Source organism: Cytobacillus dafuensis, from assembly GCF_007995155.1.
GTDB lineage: Bacteria > Bacillota > Bacilli > Bacillales > Cytobacillaceae > Cytobacillus > Cytobacillus dafuensis.
In genome coordinates this window covers 2,564,519-2,582,856 of sequence record NZ_CP042593.1, presented here as the reverse complement: position 1 = coordinate 2,582,856, position 18,338 = coordinate 2,564,519, and the positions used below count along the sequence as shown (strand labels likewise).

Annotated in this window: 18 protein-coding genes and 1 riboswitch; of the genes, 14 read left to right on the top strand and 4 right to left on the bottom strand. The window is 34.1% G+C overall.

The annotated features are described in order from the left end of the window. The first annotated feature begins 72 nt into the window (after positions 1–72). The 4 genes from pdxS to FSZ17_RS12220 all read left to right on the top strand — a co-directional run bounded on the left by pdxS (position 73) and on the right by FSZ17_RS12220 (position 2,476). Complete coding sequence (gene pdxS, locus FSZ17_RS12235; RefSeq protein WP_057776496.1) at positions 73–960, top strand: pyridoxal 5'-phosphate synthase lyase subunit PdxS; 888 nt, start codon at positions 73–75, stop codon at positions 958–960. Between the two features lies 1 nt (position 961). Beyond that, positions 962–1,549: a pyridoxal 5'-phosphate synthase glutaminase subunit PdxT gene (gene pdxT, locus FSZ17_RS12230; RefSeq protein WP_057776506.1), complete on the top strand. Its 588-nt coding sequence runs from the start codon at positions 962–964 to the stop codon at positions 1,547–1,549. Positions 1,550–1,652: 103 nt separating this feature from the next. Continuing rightward, positions 1,653–1,750, top strand: a riboswitch (guanidine-I (ykkC/yxkD leader). Between the two features lie 70 nt (positions 1,751–1,820). Further along, positions 1,821–2,165, top strand: coding sequence for a DMT family transporter (locus FSZ17_RS12225; protein ID WP_057776497.1), 345 nt, complete (start codon positions 1,821–1,823; stop codon positions 2,163–2,165). Next, positions 2,162–2,476 carry a DMT family transporter gene (locus tag FSZ17_RS12220; protein WP_057776498.1) on the top strand — a complete coding sequence of 105 codons (315 nt, stop codon included), beginning with the start codon at positions 2,162–2,164 and terminating at the stop codon, positions 2,474–2,476. The genes FSZ17_RS12225 and FSZ17_RS12220 overlap by 4 nt, the downstream gene beginning before the upstream one ends. Positions 2,477–2,500: 24 nt before the next feature. Here the strand turns inward: FSZ17_RS12220 and FSZ17_RS12215 are convergent, their stop codons facing one another. Then, entirely contained in the window at positions 2,501–2,986 is a 486-nt protein-coding gene (locus FSZ17_RS12215) for a GNAT family N-acetyltransferase (RefSeq protein WP_057776499.1), read from the bottom strand. Between the two features lie 130 nt (positions 2,987–3,116). Between FSZ17_RS12215 and FSZ17_RS12210 the strand changes: the two genes are divergently transcribed. The 4 genes from FSZ17_RS12210 to FSZ17_RS12195 all read left to right on the top strand — a co-directional run bounded on the left by FSZ17_RS12210 (position 3,117) and on the right by FSZ17_RS12195 (position 8,120). After that, positions 3,117–3,365 (top strand): glycosyltransferase, encoded by a 249-nt coding sequence (locus tag FSZ17_RS12210; RefSeq protein ID WP_057776500.1) that lies wholly within the window; start codon positions 3,117–3,119, stop codon positions 3,363–3,365. A 167-nt stretch (positions 3,366–3,532) separates the two neighbouring features. Next, positions 3,533–5,218, top strand: coding sequence for a methyl-accepting chemotaxis protein (locus FSZ17_RS12205; protein ID WP_057776501.1), 1,686 nt, complete (start codon positions 3,533–3,535; stop codon positions 5,216–5,218). A 189-nt stretch (positions 5,219–5,407) separates the two neighbouring features. Beyond that, positions 5,408–6,601, top strand: a complete 1,194-nt coding sequence (locus tag FSZ17_RS12200) for a DHH family phosphoesterase (protein WP_057776502.1) — start codon at positions 5,408–5,410, stop codon at positions 6,599–6,601. Between the two features lie 167 nt (positions 6,602–6,768). Continuing rightward, a protein-coding gene (locus FSZ17_RS12195; protein WP_146846454.1) for an IS3 family transposase occupies positions 6,769–8,120 on the top strand; the annotation gives its coding sequence in 2 pieces (ribosomal slippage) (positions 6,769–7,216 and positions 7,216–8,120; 1,353 coding nt in all). A 108-nt stretch (positions 8,121–8,228) separates the two neighbouring features. Here the strand turns inward: FSZ17_RS12195 and FSZ17_RS12190 are convergent. After that, the gene (locus tag FSZ17_RS12190; RefSeq protein WP_057776811.1) at positions 8,229–8,942 is read right to left on the bottom strand and encodes a hypothetical protein; all 714 of its coding nucleotides are present in this window, start codon (positions 8,940–8,942) and stop codon (positions 8,229–8,231) included. 208 nt (positions 8,943–9,150) lie between these two features. Between FSZ17_RS12190 and FSZ17_RS12185 the strand changes: the two genes are divergently transcribed. From FSZ17_RS12185 to corA, 3 genes are all read left to right on the top strand, one after another. Continuing rightward, positions 9,151–9,507 carry a cupin domain-containing protein gene (locus FSZ17_RS12185; protein WP_057776812.1) on the top strand — a complete coding sequence of 119 codons (357 nt, stop codon included), beginning with the start codon at positions 9,151–9,153 and terminating at the stop codon, positions 9,505–9,507. A gap of 89 nt (positions 9,508–9,596) precedes the next feature. Further along, a complete protein-coding gene (locus FSZ17_RS12180; protein ID WP_057776813.1) occupies positions 9,597–10,166 on the top strand; it encodes a nucleotidyltransferase family protein in 570 nt (189 codons plus the stop codon). Positions 10,167–10,353: 187 nt separating this feature from the next. Then, positions 10,354–11,295 (top strand): magnesium/cobalt transporter CorA, encoded by a 942-nt coding sequence (gene corA / locus FSZ17_RS12175; RefSeq protein ID WP_057776814.1) that lies wholly within the window; start codon positions 10,354–10,356, stop codon positions 11,293–11,295. A 96-nt stretch (positions 11,296–11,391) separates the two neighbouring features. On the opposite strand, the gene FSZ17_RS12170 is transcribed toward corA, so the two are convergent. Next, positions 11,392–11,928, bottom strand: coding sequence for an HXXEE domain-containing protein (locus FSZ17_RS12170; protein WP_057776815.1), 537 nt, complete (start codon positions 11,926–11,928; stop codon positions 11,392–11,394). A 279-nt stretch (positions 11,929–12,207) separates the two neighbouring features. After that, positions 12,208–12,921: an NAD-dependent protein deacylase gene (locus FSZ17_RS12165; RefSeq protein ID WP_057776816.1), complete on the bottom strand. Its 714-nt coding sequence runs from the start codon at positions 12,919–12,921 to the stop codon at positions 12,208–12,210. Between the two features lie 238 nt (positions 12,922–13,159). Here FSZ17_RS12165 and htpG point away from each other — a divergent pair, with 238 nt between their 5' ends. From htpG to FSZ17_RS12150, 3 genes are all read left to right on the top strand, one after another. Then, the gene (gene htpG, locus FSZ17_RS12160; RefSeq protein WP_057776817.1) at positions 13,160–15,040 is read left to right on the top strand and encodes a molecular chaperone HtpG; all 1,881 of its coding nucleotides are present in this window, start codon (positions 13,160–13,162) and stop codon (positions 15,038–15,040) included. Between the two features lie 292 nt (positions 15,041–15,332). After that, positions 15,333–16,025 (top strand): GntR family transcriptional regulator, encoded by a 693-nt coding sequence (locus FSZ17_RS12155; protein WP_057776818.1) that lies wholly within the window; start codon positions 15,333–15,335, stop codon positions 16,023–16,025. Positions 16,026–16,793: 768 nt separating this feature from the next. Further along, the gene (locus FSZ17_RS12150; protein WP_057776819.1) at positions 16,794–18,335 is read left to right on the top strand and encodes a tripartite tricarboxylate transporter permease; all 1,542 of its coding nucleotides are present in this window, start codon (positions 16,794–16,796) and stop codon (positions 18,333–18,335) included. Positions 18,336–18,338: the final 3 nt, after the last annotated feature.

The window sequence follows — 18,338 nt, the reverse complement described above, 5'->3', positions numbered from 1 at the left end:
CAGTCACTTAATTTTTATATTAAATAATATATTAGAAATTTACAATAAGTATAAGGAAATGGAGTGGATAACATGGAAAAGTTATTAGGTACTGAAACAGTAAAAAGAGGAATGGCACATATGCAAAAGGGCGGCGTCATTATGGATGTCATTAATGCAGAGCAAGCAAAAATCGCAGAAGCAGCAGGTGCTGTTGCTGTTATGGCATTAGAAAGAGTGCCATCCGATATCCGTGCTGCAGGCGGCGTCGCAAGAATGGCAGATCCACGAATTGTTGAAGAAGTATTGAACGCAGTATCCATTCCAGTAATGGCAAAAGCACGTATCGGACATATTGTTGAAGCAAGAGTTTTAGAGGCTATGGGAGTAGATTATATTGATGAGAGTGAAGTGCTGACTCCAGCAGATGAAGAGTTTCATTTATTAAAAAGTGATTTTACAGTTCCATTTGTTTGCGGCTGCCGAGATCTTGGTGAAGCAGCTCGACGCATTGGAGAAGGGGCTGCAATGCTTCGTACGAAGGGTGAGCCTGGTACAGGAAACATTGTAGAGGCTGTCCGCCATATGCGCAAGGTTCAAGCACAAGTTCGTAAAGTAACGCTTATGAGTGATGATGAGATCATGACAGAGGCAAAAATTTTAGGAGCACCTTATGAAGTATTAAAACAAATTAAGAAAGAAGGAAAACTTCCAGTCGTTAACTTTGCGGCAGGTGGTGTAGCTACTCCAGCGGATGCTGCCCTTATGATGGAGCTAGGTGCAGATGGAGTATTCGTAGGATCTGGTATTTTTAAATCTGAAAACCCTGAAAAATTTGCAAGTGCGATTGTACAAGCTACAACGTATTACAATGATTATGATTTAATTGGGAAGCTATCCAAAGAATTGGGTAATCCGATGAAAGGGATTGAAATTTCGAAACTAGCTGCTGCAGAAAGGATGCAGGACCGTGGCTGGTAAAATCACGACTATTGGAGTTTTAGGACTGCAAGGTGCAGTTGAAGAACACTTGAAACAAATTGAGTCTTTAGGCTTACAGGGAATCGTTGTGAAAAAACCAGAACAGCTGGAAGAAATCGATGGATTAATTCTGCCTGGCGGTGAAAGTACTGCAATGAGAAGGCTTATAGACCAATATGGTTTTCTCGAGCCGTTAAAACAATTTTCCGATATCAAGAAACCTATTTTCGGTACATGTGCAGGCATGGTGTTAGCAGCTAATAAGTTAGTTGGGTCAGAGGATTCCCATCTTAATATTATCGATATTACTGTAAAGCGAAATGCATTTGGTCGCCAGCGTGATAGCTTTGAAGCCGAGCTTGATATCTACGGGATCGAGACACCAATAACAGCTGTTTTTATTCGTGCACCTTATATTGAGAAAGCTGGGGAAAATGTTGAGGTACTAGCAAAATTGGAAGAGAAGATTGTTGCTGCAAGACAGGAGCATATTCTCGTTTGTGCCTTCCATCCAGAATTGACTGCTGATACTCGTTTCCTGCAGTTATTTGTCCAAATGATTGAAGATTACAAACAGATAGCTGTGTAATTTAAATTAACAGCAATGTCTGTGAAAACAATTGGTAAATAATATGTATTATTTTTACTTGCATACATTTGAACAATGTATATAATAGTAAGTAATTAAATATTAAAATGTTTTCTAGGGTTCCGCAGTTTCATACTGGACAGGTCCGAGAGAAAACTCACAGTATTGACTGTGTCACGGAGGGATAAAAGCCTGGGAGATAACTGTTTAACAGATATCTTAAGGGCTTTTATTTTTTTTGGACATATTAGATTTAAGGGAGTGAGAATGAATGAATTGGCTTAAAGTTTTTATTGCGGCATTCTTTGAAGTATTTTGGGTTATTGGATTGAAACATGCAGATGATGTATGGACTTGGACAGGGACGATTGTTTCCATTATTATAAGCTTTTACTTAATGATTATGGCAGGGAAGAAGTTGCCCGTTGGAACTGTTTATGCTGTTTTTGTTGGTATGGGAACAGCTGGAACTGTCTTGTCAGAAATAATCTTTTTCGGCGAACCTTTGAAAATGTCTAAGATCATCCTTGTGCTTATTTTATTATGCGGAGTCGTTGGCTTGAAGCTTGTTACAAAGGATGAAGAGATAAAGGCAGAGGAGGGGAAAGCTTCATGAGTTGGGTTTATCTTGTTTTAGCAGGTATTTTTGAAATGATTGGCGTAACGATGATCAACAGCTTCCATAAAAATCGTAATTGGCAATCTTTTTGTATGCTGCTTGCTGGATTTGGAGCTAGTTTTATTTTTCTATCCCTTGCGATGAAAGAATTGCCAATGGGAACAGCATATGCCATCTGGACTGGAATTGGTGCATCAGGTGGAGCTATTTTAGGAATGGTTTTATACGGGGAGCCAAAGGATTGGAAAAGAGTCGTGTTTATTCTAATGGTGCTAGGTTCGGCTGTTGGCCTTAAGCTTACTTCATAGCAAAGAGCTCGCGACAAAGCGAGCTCACACATTTAATACCATTTTGACTGTATTTAAGAGATGTCCATCAAAGTTTTCTTCGAATTCGGACACAAGCTTAAAACCTTTCGCATCATAGAAAGCTTTACCAATTTTATTGTCTTTTTCAACATTGATAAATACCTGACTTACATCTTTTGCATGTTTTATTCCTTCATGTAAAAGGGCAGAACCTATACCTTTTCCTTGGTAATCGGGAAGTAAATAAATAGCCCCTAATTCCATTTGTCTATCCTCTTTTACAGGTGAGAAATTAGCAAAACCAACAATTTCTCCATCCACTTCGGAAACATATATAAACGACTGATCGATCCTTCTTTTCATCATTTCATCGTTATAAGCGGATTTTAAAAAGTTCTCTTGAATGTCCTTTGGAATAATTCCATCATATGTATGATTCCAACTTGTTTTTGCTACTTTCTGAACTTGCGGAATATCCTCGACCGTCATCTTTCGAATGAAAAAGTCCATATGCAATCAGCCTTTCGATTTTAATTTATATTTTGCGAAAACCATCAAAAAAACAGCATCTATTAATAACCTATTTTAACAAAATGATATATCTATTAATATGTTAATATTCTAATTTTTGAAAATCTCTATGTTTATTATTCCGCATACAAATGCAAAATCCTTTAGTGAAAAAGGATATGCATTAACATTAGAAGAAGAAAATCTAACTGCCCACTCACTCATTAAAGCCTTGGATTTAGCCGAACAAAACAAATTGAACATGATTAAGAAGATGAGAGACTCCAGAATGGGTGACGCCTTGACTATGCTAGTGAAGGAAATCAAATTTGAAGTAATAGATGACGCTTCCTTGTATGGAAGCGTATTTTATTTGTAATTAAAAAGGAGAGGTATTTTTAAATTTTGATCATGAAAATTTTTTTTAGTATTAAAACTATAAACACTATTCGATATTATTCTCATAATATAGTAATATAGTAATAGGATATAATTCACAATAATTAATTTTGTACATATAAATCTAACACATGAGGGAACATAACTATGAAAATAAAATCAAAACTACTATTCATTATTTCAATACTAGTCTTAGCAATTGTTGTTCTTGGATCATCAGCAGTGTATATTATTCAATCAAATATAGAACAAAATAATTTGTTAAAAAATAAAATGGAAATTCAAAAAGGTGTCATATCAATCCAATATTATTTGGCAGGTCTTTCAAACGATGAAAGAGGTTTAATTATTACTGGTGAAACAGAATTTCAAGATGGAATGCAGAAAAAAGCTGCTAATATTAGAAAAATATTTGAAGAAATAAAATTATTAGATCAAGATAATAAGTACAAGAAGGAAATAGTATTACTTGAACAAAGCTTCAATGAATTTTGGAACATGAATCAGAAGGTAATTAAAAATATACGTTTACATCCCGATGAAGCTAGAGAATTACACTTTGGTGAAGAAAGAACTTTAAGAAAAGAAGTATTAGATCCTGCGATAAATAAGCTCGTAGTGTTGCTGGAAAAAGATGTTAAAGACTTAGCGAACACGATAGAAAGTAAAAGTGCATGGAGTCAACGCGCTTTACTTTTCGTTACAATAATATCAATCATTACAGGAATCATATTAAGCGTCTTACTTTTAAGGTCCATCTTAGTTCCGTTAGGTTTAATGAATAAACAATTAAAGGAAATTGCAAATGGTGAAGCTGATTTAACAAAAAGGCTTCAAATAAAAAGTAAGGATGAATTTGGACAATTAGCTATATCCTTTAATGATTTCGCTGAATCATTGAGAAAGATCATAAAACAAATTAGCGGTTCATCCGAGCAGGTAGCAGCAGCTTCTGAAGAACTTTCTGCAAGTGGCGAACAATCTAAAGCCACGTCAGCACAAGTTTCAGAATCCATGCAAAGGATTGCAGACAATAGTAGGAAACAAAGTGATGTCATGGAAGAAAGTTTAAATTCGGTGAATGAATCCTTAAATAGCTTAATGACAGTTACCTCAAACACTAATTCTGTAGTAGAATTATCATCTTCAATGAAGGAACGAGCAGAAAAAGGATCAAATTCTGTTAATAAAATGTTAGAGCAAATGCATTCCATCAATAAATCTGTAGACCTAGCAGGCAAGGGCATTGAATCTTTAGTACAAAGTACATCTGAAATAAAAGTAATATCTTCAATTATTACAGATATTTCAAGCCAGACGAATTTGCTTGCATTAAACGCAGCTATTGAAGCAGCTAGAGCAGGTGAACATGGGAAAGGATTTGCAGTTGTTGCTGAAGAGGTTAGAAAGCTATCTGATCAAACGAATCAATCTGCCATCCATATTCAATCACTTGTAAATACTATTCAAAATGAGTCAACTGTAACGACAGATAATATTCAAGTTGTGAGAGATAATGTTACTTCAGGAATAAATTTATCCGAGGAAACAGCCACTGACTTTTATAAAATTCTTGAAGCCATTGATCAAGTAAGTTCACAAATCAAGGATGTTGCAACGACCTCTCATCAAATAACAAATGATTTTGGTGAGGTACAAATATCAATTGAAGGAATTGCAGATGGATCGAAAGAAACAATTGCTAATACCGAAATGATAGCAGCAGCTACAGAGGAGCAATTTGCATCAATGGAAGAAATTTCATATGCAACTTCATCTTTATCAAAATTGGCAGAGAATTTACAAGAAATGGTATTGAAATTTAAAATATAGAATTCTAAGGTTAACAGCAGATCTTTTAAAGAAGGTCTGCTGTTTTTTATGAAGTATACATTTAGATTATGGACGTTACTACACTTCATTTTTTTTGTGAACAAAAGAGTCTTAATAAATGTTAAAATGTAGAAATTAAATCAATAATTTCACCATTAAATAAACATACTACTTTTTGAGGTGAAGTATATGTATAAATTGTTGTCACACAATGACTTGGATGGAGTAGGATGCGGTATTTTGGCAAAGCTTGCATTTGGAGACCAGGTAAAAGTCCGATACAATTCCATATCAAGTCTAAATCGAGAAGTAGAATGGTTTTTAGAAAATGATCAAAAAGATACCTTTTTGTTTATAACAGATTTGTCTGTAAATGAAGAGAACGAAAAAAGATTAGAAGCTTTTTTTAAAGCTGATGGTAAGGTTCAGCTGATTGATCATCATAAAACTTCTATTCATTTTAATGATTATGGGTGGGCACATGTTGTTGTTGAAGACGAGGAAGGTAAATTAACATCTGCAACCTCTCTATTCTATGAATATCTTGTCACTCATCAATTCATTAGTCCTTCAGACACTTTAGCAGAGTTTGTTGAACTCGTAAGACAATATGATACATGGGAATGGGAGAAAAATAACAATCATCAAGCACACCGTCTAAATGCTTTGTTTTTTCTAGTATCGATTGAGGAATTTGAAGAAAAAATGATAGACAGATTGATGTCAAGCGCTCATTTTTATTTTGATGATTTTGAAAAGAGAATATTGGATATGGAAGATGCGAAAATCGAACGCTACATTAGACGAAAAAGAAGAGAAGTCGTTCAGACAAAACTAGGTGCACATTTTGCCGGAATAGTTTATGCAGAATCCTATCATTCAGAGCTTGGAAATGAGCTAGGAAAAGAATTTCCGCATCTTGATTATATTGTTATTTTAAATATGGGAGGAAAACGTGTAGGATTTCGAACCATTCATGATCATATTGATTTGTCAGAAGTAGCTGGCCATTTTGGAGGGGGAGGTCATGCAAAAGCATCGGGCTGCTCATTAACGGAGGAAGCTTACAAGAAGTTTGTAGCAAGCACATTTCTCCTTGAACCGCTGCGAGAAGATGCGAAGCAAAATCGGTATAACTTGAAACGATCCTCGTTCGGCTCACTCTATAAGAACCGAAAAGATGATATCTTTTTTGTCTATTCGATCAATGAACATGAATGGGTGATCGAAAAAAATAGGATCAAAGTGGAGGGGGATTTTGGAAGTTTTGAGGAAGCGGAAAAGTTTTTAAAGAGAAATGATGAAGCATGGCTTGCATGGGATGATACATTTGTTAGCTTTTTAATGGATGGAATAAAAAGGGATAAAAAAAATATTAAGTAGTTCAGATAACGTAGAGGAAAAGTTAAATCACAATGTAAATAACATACGATTTAACGATGCAAAAAACATATATTTAGTAAACAAAAAACGCTTGGGTTGCAGCACAAGTAATGAACTGCACCCCAATTGTTAGACACAAAACTAACAATTGGAGGTGCAGTTTTTCTATGGCTAAATATACGGCTGAGGATAAACTAGCTGCAGTTCATCGTTATTTAGAAGGTAAAGAGAGTTATATTTCAATAGCGAAGTCACTTAATACATCTGACAGTGTAGTAAGAAACTGGGTAATGCAATACGAGACTCATGGTGTGGAAGTATTCCTGAAAAAATCCTATACAAGTTACTCAGCTCAGTTTAAACTAGACGTATTAAATTATATGAATGATTATGGGACGTCTCCGAATGAAACTGCTTTGATTTTTAACATTACTTCTCCTGCTTTAATCAGAAAATGGAGAGGACTATTCGAATCTCAAGGAATAGACGCCCTCGAATCAAAGAAAAAGGGGCGTCCATTCATGAAAAAGGAATCAAAGAAAAAACAACCAGCAGAAGGATCTCAGGAAGCATTGTTGGCTGAACTTGAATATTTACGAATGGAGAATGCTTACCTAAAAAAGTTGAATGCCTTAGTTCAAGAAGAGAGGAAATCTCAGAGCGTCAAAAAGCGAAAGTGATTTTTGAGCTAAGGTCCGAGTTTAAAGTAATTAATCTAATTAAAGTGGCAGGCATAAAACGCAGCACCTATTATTATTGGGTTAAACAGTTAAAACGTCCTGATAAATATACAGACATTAAAGAAGCTATTAAGGAGATTTTTAACGAACATAAAGGAAGGTATGGCTATCGTCGAATCACCCTAGAATTACGAAATCGTAACTATTGTATTAATCATAAAACAGTACGTCGACTTATGACCCAACTGGGTTTAAAATCTCTTGTGCGTATTAAGAAATATCGTTCTTATCGCGGAAAGGTAGGAAGTGTCGCTCCTAACATATTGGAACGAGATTTCAAAGCTTCTAAACCTAATGAAAAATGGGTAACAGACGTAACTGAATTTCATTTGTTTGGGGAAAAGCTTTATTTTTCACCAATTCTGGATTTGTTTAATGGCGAAATTATAGCCTACAATATTGAAAAGAGACCAGTATTTCCTCTCGTATCAAAGATGTTAGACCAAGCTTTTCTATGTTTAACTGAGGGGGATACACCTATCCTTCATTCTGATCTGGGTTGGCACTATCAAATGAAAAAATATCAACACTTATTGAAAGAAAATCATATGACACAAAGTATGTCTCGAAAGGGCAACTGTTTGGATAATGCAGTCATAGAAAATTTCTTTGGCTTATTAAAATCTGAACTCCTTTATCTACTAGAGTTTGAGAGTATTGAGCATTTTACATTGGAATTAGAAAATTATATTTATTACTACAATCACAATCGAATTAAAGCAAAATTAAAAGGACTGAGCCCTGTAGAATACAGAATCCAGTCCCTAAAAGCTGCTTAAAATATTTTGTCTAACAATTTGGGTTCACTTCATAACCCCAAGCGTTTTCATTTTATTATCTAGTTTTTTATTCAAGTACCCGATAATACAATAAATTTGTCAGGTTATTTAGTCTATAATCCATTGGATTTTATAAGCATCTATGAATTTGGCACTCTCCATTGTTGATAAATCCATTATATAAGTGTTCCCAAAAGAATTATTAACAAATCCTTCTAAAAGAGTACCAAATGGTGTTAAGTGTTCCATCGAATGATAAACTAAGTATTTTCCGTCTGGTGAAAATCCAATTGGTTGGTACCCAGTGAATTTTTCATCATATAAACCATAGAATTTCTTTATTGTTTTTTCATTTCCGTTTTCCAATAGATATAGCGAACCTTTCTTTGAAGAAACAGTAAGTTTATTAAATTGATTCTGTATATAACCTTTATCTGTTTCCATAACTTCTTTCTGAAGCAAAGTCGGTTTATTTTCTTTTTCTTTTAGGGAAAACAAACTCCACGAACCGTTATTCATAGCAATAAAATAAATAGTTTTACTGGTTTTATCATAATAAAAATCTATAATATTATCATTATAATCTCCGTAACTATCATTCCCTTTCCCTTTATGGCTATATATTAAAGTTTTATTTTGCAATGAAGCGTCTGATTTAAATAAAGTAAGTACGCCTTCAATTCTTTCAGTATAATAAACCGTTCCTTCTAAATCTGATAATAATTGTGAATTAGTGTTACTTGTAAAATACTGAAAAATATTAAATGATATAACAATAATTATTATTAATAATAAAAATCTTAAGATTATTTTTTTCTTCATACATTTACCTCTTACACTTAAAATTTCACAATAAATTTTAAATCCTTTATTAAAGAAAGCACCTTCGGTAATTTATGTATCTTTTCAAAATCTTATATTTATTTTAACATAAAATTACATTCAGCTTCTGCTTTTTATAACGTACCTAAATTAACAATACTTAAAAAATATATAAATCTTTGTTTCTATAATGGGAGAGGTGATTTTAATGGAAATTTTTCGATTTGATAAATCAACAGGTAAATACATAGATCATTATCATTCTAATTTCATTATGTCAAGAATCGTAAAAACAGAAAAAGCATCACAAATTGGCTGCATGCACTTAGATGCAAATGGAATAATTGGTTTCCATCAAGCCGTCGTCCCGCAATTACTCCTTGTAGTAAATGGAGAGGGGTGGGTTCGAAGTGACGATGGATTAAAAGTAAAGATAAAGAAAGGTGAAGCAGTATTTTGGGAAAAAGGAGAAGGGCATGAAACCACAACGGATACGGGACTAATGGCAATTGTTATTGAATCCGAAGAGCTTACGCCATCTGCCTTTATGTTGAAAAGAGAATAGATTTTTCTATTATCAAGTTTAAATTGTCAAAATCCCCCTTTTCCAAATAAATATGATATGATCAGAATGTACGTTCGGGAGGGGGTATTATGATCATTAGAAGTGAATTAGATATAATACGGCTAATTGAAAAAGATCTATGGATGATCGAAATTTTACAAGCTGTAAAGTCATTGGAATTACCAGATAGCTGGGTCTGTGCCGGTTTTGTTCGTTCTAAGGTTTGGGATACAATGCATGGTTTTAAAGAAAGAACACCAATTCCAGATGTTGATGTGATTTATTTTGATAAAGAAAATATTAATGAATTGGAAGAGAAAATTCTTGAGGATAAACTAAGGGAGCTAATCCCAAATATTCCTTGGTCCGTAAAGAACCAGGCAAGGATGCATGTTGTAAATAATTTTCCGCCTTATTTATCATCTATTGATGCTATATCAAAGTTTCCAGAGACCGTAACCGCTTTAGGTGTAAAGTTAGATGAAGTAGACAAAGTGATTCTAATAGCTCCTCATGGAATAGCTGATGTGATCAATTTAGAATTAAAGCCAACACCTTTTTTTGTTGGAAGTCATGATCTTATGGAAAAATATAGAAATAGAATGATCAAAAAGAGATGGAATTCGATATGGCCAATGATAAAAATTAATAGAATTTAAAAAAGAAGGTGATAATCCTTCTTTTTTTAAGCAATTTTCAAGACTAAAAGCAAAAAGATAGATGAATATATTTAACATCATTTGATCACTATGCCTTATTTCGTAAAATAATTATTCTTAGAAAATGAAAAAAGTATTATGCTTTTATCTAAGGGAAAACTACCCTAATATAGGAGGATGTGAAATCATGATTCGGACTTTTGCTGTTACAAATGATCATAAGCTTTTAGAGGATATAGTGTTAGACCGACTAAATGATTCAAATATTAAATGGTTTTGGATCGACTTTGAAACTCCTAATGAAGGAGAAATGCTGGTTCTAAAAACACATTTTAATTTTCATCCTTTAGCAATTGAGGATTGTATGCATTTACTGCAACGACCAAAATTGGATTACTATGAAGGTTATGATTTTTTTGTATTACACTCTTTGAACCAACACACACTTTTCCCAGAAGAAGTTGATGTATTTGTTGGTAAAAACTTTATTATTACATTCCATTTATCACCATCACCTGAAATCGTAATGGTTCGACAGAGATTAAAAGAGGAGAATAAGATTCAAAGAAAAGGTGCCCTGCACATTTTTTATTTATTAATGGACAAGATTGTCGACGAGTATTTTCCAGCGCTTTACAAAATTGAAGATGATTTAAATGAAATAGAAATGAAAGATGCCAATCGGAATTTAATGGAAGAGGTTTTTGGGATAAGGAGCCAGCTATTAAAATTACGGCGAACCATTTTACCAATGCGAGAATTGCTTTATCGAATCTTAAACTCTGAACGGGTGATTATTCCAAAAGATGAAAGAGCTTATTTTATGGATATTTATGATCATTTGCTTAAGCTTTCAGAGATGATTGAATCAAACCGTGAATTGACAAATGATCTTCGAGACAGCTATATTTCCCTAAATTCAGATCGAATGAATAATATAATGAAGACATTGACTGTCATGTCATCAATTTTTATTCCTCTTACATTCATTGCAAGCATATATGGCATGAACTTTGAAAATATGCCGGAGCTAAGCTGGCAGTGGGGCTATTATGTTGTATTAGGGGTTATGCTGACAGTTGGCTTGGGCTTATTAATTGGTTTATGGAAGATGGGCTGGTTTAAATAATACATAAAAGAAATATTGCAATTATAGAATCATTTCTATCGTTAATAAACATTCAAAAGGCATCGTATTCAAAACGATGCCTATTCCTAATAATTTTTATACTGCTTTTTTTCCAATCCAATGGGCAAAAAGTACAATAGGAATAATCAAAATGACAAAAGGTAAGCTGACGAATATAGTTTTCCAATTTATGACTTGACTTTTAAATAATGAGTTTATCATTACTATGCAATAAGGAAAAACTATAAATACGGAAGTTATAACACCAGGGGTAATTGAACGAAATAAGATAGACTGACCAATATGAGTAAATACATGAAGAAGGAAAACTATAATAAAAATAGTAAAGAAATAAATGTTGGCAAGTGAACCATGATTAACATATTGAATTGCCATATAAGTAGAACTACTAACAAACAGAAAGATAGCCAATACCGAAACAGAAAATTGTGCTGTTGTCATTGAAAATTGCTTGATGACTCGATTAGCTATTCTTCTTGGTAATTTTTCAAAAATGACATTTGAATTTTTTTTCATCCACTTTTCAACCATAATAATTTCTTCAAAATCATGAAGAATAAATATTATTGGAAATAGCCAGATAAGTGTTTGAACATCAGTCCATTGTGCCATAATCTCCACCTATTCTAAATATGATTTCTCAAAATAAAAAATAATACAAAGCAAATGTTTGCTGAAGAAAGCTGGCTTTCCATAATCCGGATATTGTTATAGAGGCTATAAAAGAACAAATCTTTAAACTAAAAGAAAACATCGATAAAAAAGTAAATTAGCAGAAAAGCTCATTAAAATAAGAGAGAATATGTATACTCAAACATTAATAAAGCAGTGTGCATTGGCAAAATAAATACATTATTAAGCTGTCTCCGCTATGAAATTGAGGACAGTTTTTTATTTGGCATTATTTAATTCTACTAAAAGACTCCCTATTTCGATTTCGTTAATAACCTCATCAGCATACATATCGAAATCAGTTGGTTCCCAATTCACTATTACTAATTTTGCGCCATTTTCTTTCGCGATAAGTGGAAACTGATTTGCTGGGGTAACACTGAGCGAGGAGCCTAATACGATAAATAGTTCGGATTTTCTCGCTTCATTTAAGGCAAACTCAAAGGTTTCTTCTGGTAAAGATTCTCCAAATAACACAATCGAAGGACGGAGTATTCCGCCGCACTCACAATAATATGCTTGATTAAGATATTCTTCACTGCTGTATACCTTTAAACAAGACTGGCAATGAAGCTTTTGCAAAGTTCCATGTAGTTCCGCTACTTTTTTATTTCCTGCTGCTTGATGGAATCCGTCAACATTTTGTGTAATGATTGATTTGATTACGCCAGTCTTTTCCCATTCTGCTAAAATATTATGTCCTTTATGTGGCTGACATTCCTTTACTCCTAAAACACGTTCACGATAAAAGGCTATAAATTCTTCTACATCATCATTCAATGCCCTTGTACTAGCAATTTTGCTAGGATCTTTCTTATTCCATAATCCTTGTTTAGAAGAGCGAAAATCTGGTAAACCACTTTCAGTTGACATGCCAGCACCTGTAAATACCACCGTATACTTCGACTCCTTTAACCATTTTGTTAATAACATATCCTGATCCTCTTTTCATTCGTTCAAATTATTCATTTATTTTAACATATACATCTATTTAACAGGATGATCCATGATTTTATCCGATTTTTAGCTTTGTTTGATTGACAACCAATCAAAGAATATGATATTAAAATATTGAGATTAGCACTCTGATAAGAAGAGTGCTAATCATCCAGAATAAAGATTTTAAATTTACTTTTAGTATTGCGTTATAATTTGGAGAGGAGCGGTTATTTTGGAAAAAAAGCAATTTCAAGCTGAATCGAAAAGGCTACTAGAAATGATGATTAACTCTATATACTCACAGAAAGAGGTTTTTTTAAGAGAGTTAATTTCAAATGCAAGTGATGCTATTGATAAAATCTATTATAAAGCACTAACGGATGATACTTTAACATTTAATAAAGACAGTTATTACATAAAAGTTATTCCTAACAAAGCGAACAGAACCTTAACGATAATTGATACCGGAATTGGGATGTCGAAAGAAGATCTTGAAAATAATCTTGGAATCATTGCCAAGAGTGGTTCATTAGCTTTTAAATCTGAAAATGAACTAAAAGATGGTCATGATATTATTGGCCAGTTTGGTGTTGGATTCTATGCGGCATTTATGGTAGCTGATGTTGTTACAGTAATTAGTAAAGCATTAGGACAAGAAGAGGCATACAAATGGGAATCAGAAGGTGCAGATGGATACACGATTACACCTTTTGAGAAAGAACAGGTTGGTACAGAAATCATCCTAAAAATAAAAGAAAATATAGAAGAAGAGAATTTCGATGAGTACCTTGAGGAGTATCGATTAAAAGCAATCATTAAGAAGTACTCTGACTTTATCCGCTATCCAATTAAAATGGAGATGACTGGAAAAAGGCCGATAGAAGGAAATGAAACTGAATTAGAGGACTATACGGAAGAGCAAATTATTAATAGCATGGTTCCGATTTGGAGAAAAAATAAAAACGAATTAACGACAGAGGATTATGAAAAGTTTTATACTGAAAAACACTATGGATTCGACAAGCCTTTAAAGCATATTCACATAAGTGTAGACGGGACAATTAGATATAATGCCATTCTTTATATCCCTGAGAAAATTCCATTTGATTACTATTCAAAAGAATTTGAAAAGGGACTTGAGTTATATTCGAATGGTGTATTAATTATGAATAAATGTTCTGACCTGCTGCCAGATTACTTTAGCTTTGTTAAAGGAATGGTAGATTCTGAAGATTTAACTCTCAACATTTCTAGAGAAATGTTACAGCATGATCGTCAGTTGAAGTTAATTGAGAAAAACATCAACAAAAAAATTAAAAGCGAATTGTTAAGCTTACTGAAAAATGAACGAGAGAAGTACGAAGAATTCTATAAATCCTTTGGCAGACAGTTAAAATTCGGAGTTTATAACGATTTCGGAACTCACAAAGAAGTTCTACAGGACTTAATCATGTTCTATTCTTCAAAAGAGAAAAAGATGGTCACGCTAGATGAATATGTTTCTAGAATGACGGAAGATCAAAAGTATATTTACTATGCTTCTGGTGAATCAAATGAAAGAATTGAAAAGCTGCCGCAAACAGAATTATTAGCAGAGAAGGGCTACGAAATACTATATTTCACTGATGATATCGATGAATTCGCAATTAGAATGCTAATGAATTATAAAGAAAAAGAATTCAAATCTGTTTCAAGCGGAGACCTTGGCCTTGATGAAGAAGAGATTGAAAAGGCTGATGAAAATGAACAAAACGAAAATAAAGAGCTTTTTGATTTTATGAAAAATGTTTTAGCCGACAAAGTGAAAGATGTAAGGCTTTCAAAAAGATTAAGGTCACATCCAGTTTGTCTCACTACAGATGGAGAAATTTCGATTGAAATGGAAAAAGTACTAAATTCCATGCCAGATAATCAAAATATAAAAGCTGACAAGGTATTAGAAATAAATAATAATCATGAAGTATTCCAATCATTAGTAACAGCACATGCTAATGATAAAGAGAAATTGAAATTATATACAAATCTGCTCTATAATCAAGCATTATTAATTGAAGGGTTGCCAATCAATGACCCTGTAGAATTTACGAACGACATTTGTAAAGTTATGGTGTAACCATAAAGTGGGTGGTACTTACATATAAGTATCACCTCTTTTAATTCCTCTTTTCTATCTAGCAAGAAAGAAGCCATGAACCAGCTAAAATCCCTGTGACCTGTCCTCATACTAATCATTCATGTATATAGTGCACCCACTTTCAGAATATTAAAAAAAGATAAACAAAAGATTAGTTTTCAAATTATTTAGTAAAATATAATTTTCAGAAAATATTGACAATAAAATAAAAGGTATGATATAAACTATATATAATCGATTATATATAGTTTGATGTTAGGAGAAGACAATCATGAATGTGAATGCGTTTACAGATAAGAAAAGCTTGAGCTCTGATCTGGTCATGTATATTAAAGAAAAGTTACTGACGGGTCAATTAAAACCAGGGGATCGGATTGTTGAAACTAAGATGGCCAAGGAATTGGGGATTAGTCAAACCCCCCTTCGTGAAGCGATTCACCAGCTTGTAGGAGAAGGGATTGTTTCCATTGTTCCAAACAAGGGGACATCCATTAGAGAATTTACCCCAAAAGATATATTTGAAATTTATTCTTTGCGCGCGAACTTAGAAAGTCTGGCTTTTAAACTTGCACTTTTTAATCGAAAACCCCAAGATATCCACCATTTAGAAATGTGTTTAGAAAAGATGAAACAAAAGGTGAATAGTGATTCTGTACATTCCCTATCAAAGGATACGACCCACATCCACACCTATATAAATCAGTTATCTCAACATTCTCACCTGATTGAGGTAATTAGTTCGATTTCATTTAAGGTCGCATTGGTCAATAGCAGGCTTCGAGGGAAATACTCAAAGCAGTATGAATGGGAGGAACATGCCAAGTTGATTAAAGTGTTCATTGAAGGGGATCCCATTCAGGTAGAACAAGAAGTGAAATCTCATATTTATAGGGCATATTGTGTTTTTACTGATGCTTTCGTTACTGAGAAAGTGGAGGATTGTGACTTTTGGCAAGTATTATAAATAGTCTCTGGGAATAAATAGGGTAATCATTGCTGATTTACAAAAAAGAAGGACAGTAGGGTGCATTTTTGATGCAACGGTAAATCGTAAGGGATTTCCACAGCGGATAATATATAAGATGGTACCCATTGAAATATTTCTCCTTTACGCTATCCCAACATGAATCGCAATCAGGTTGGGAGTTCACTCAAGAGTAGCCACAGTTTTGCGTCCTTGGGCAATACAAGTAGGTTTGCCACGGGGATAGCTCGTTGAGCCATCGTACGCAACACTCAAAGCGTTGATGTTTCTATGTAAATCAAATATCGAAAAAACAGTAAGAAATTGAGATTGGAAGAATTCAAATAAAGGATCTGCTGGTAAATCACTTTTCTTGAATGAACACAGTATAAATTCAGCTAATCGCTTGACCACCACACGATTAATAGGAGAATTTTCACCTTTTTTACCTTTTTTCTTTCGACGCTTTTGTCGCCTTAATCTTATATTTTTGGCTACTTGGCCCCATAAACGAGTGAAGAAATCATAAAATGTATCGAGCCAGGGATATCACCAGGCCCACAGAAAATCTTTCAATATCATCCTCGCGTTAGCAGGTGGTGTTTTTTGAGGGAGGAAATACAGCGATTCTTCTCGATACACCCGCGTCAGTTGCGACAACATTAGCAAATTACAAGGTTATTGAATTATAAAAATTTTAATAGTAGCTAGTTTTGATATCATATTGCCCAATATTTATGTCTTATTATTTGGGGGAAGGTGGAAAAAATGGAAAATGATTATCTCCAATTAATCATGTCAGGGTTGCTTAACACATTAAATCCTGCAAACTTAGGGCTCATTATTCTCGCTTTGGCAGCAGGGGTCATAGTCGGCGCTATTCCAGGTCTATCGGCTGCTATGGCCACAGCACTACTAGTGCCAGTTACTTTTGGCATGGATCCTGCAATGGGAATATCCATGTTGGCCGCAATTGGAATTGGGGCAGTATATGGAGGGGGTAATTCTGCAATACTATTAAATACTCCGGGTACTCCATCTTCGGTCGTCACCACTTTTGATGGGTATCCATTGAGCCAAAAAGGTAAGGCTGATGATGCTTTATATACATCTCTGTACTGTTCTGTTATAGGTGGTGTTTTTGGTGCGTTATGTTTGATTTTCTTATCAATACCCCTTTCTAGTGTTGCAATAAAGCTTGGACCTCCCGAATATTTCTGGATAGCTATTTTTGGGCTTTCTACCATAGCCTCTTTATCATACGGGGCAGTATTTAAGGGGATGTTATCTGGAGCAATCGGTTTATTGATAGGTACTATAGGATTGGATCCGGTCATGGCTGCTCCGCGCTTCACGTTCGGGTACTCACCGTTAATGCAAGGTATTAATATCATTGCAGCAATGATTGGCCTTTTTGCCTTTTCCCAAATGCTAGTTTTAGCCGGTTCAAATAAAACAACAATAGCAAACTACCAAAAAAGAAAAGGAGCAGCTACATCAGTAATAAATCAACTTTTAAAAAGTTCCAAATTCAATATTCTTCGCTCATCTTTTATTGGAACAATTATTGGTGTAATGCCAGGGGCCGGAGCTGAAATTGCTTCAATGGTTTCCTATAATGAAGCAAAGAGGTGGGATAAAAATCCAAAAAGATTTGGAACGGGTGAGATAGATGGAATAGTAGCTAGTGAGGCAGCAAATAATGCAAGTATTGGTGGCATGTTAATGCCAACTTTAACATTGGGTATTCCCGGAGGAGCAGCTGCAGCCATTATGATGGGGGGATTACTTACTCATGGAATCCAACCGGGATCAAAATTATTTACAAACCACGGAGATATTGTATATACGTTCATGATATCTTTTTTAGTAGCAAATCTATTGTTGCTAATTGTCGGACTACTGCTTATAAAAGTGACTATTCGTGTTCTAAACATACCAATACGTTTTGTAATCACTGGAATGATAGTGCTATGTACAGTAGGTACATATGCTTTACAGAACAGCATGTTAGATGTAGTTGTAATGGTTGTTTTCGGAGTAATAGGATTTTTTGGCAATCGTGCGGGTCTAGACAATGCAGCTATTGCATTGGGGCTAATTTTAGCACCGCTCACTGAAAATGCTTTAGTACAATCTTTATTGCTTGCAAAAAGTGAAGATTCACTATTCAATGTATTTATCTCACGTCCAATATCTTTATTATTCATTATTTTAACTATCTTAACTTTAGTTTTACCCACTTTATTAGCAAAACGTAGAAAGTTAAGCGGAAATCAGTTTACGGAAAACAATAAGGAGGTGGGATAGCAC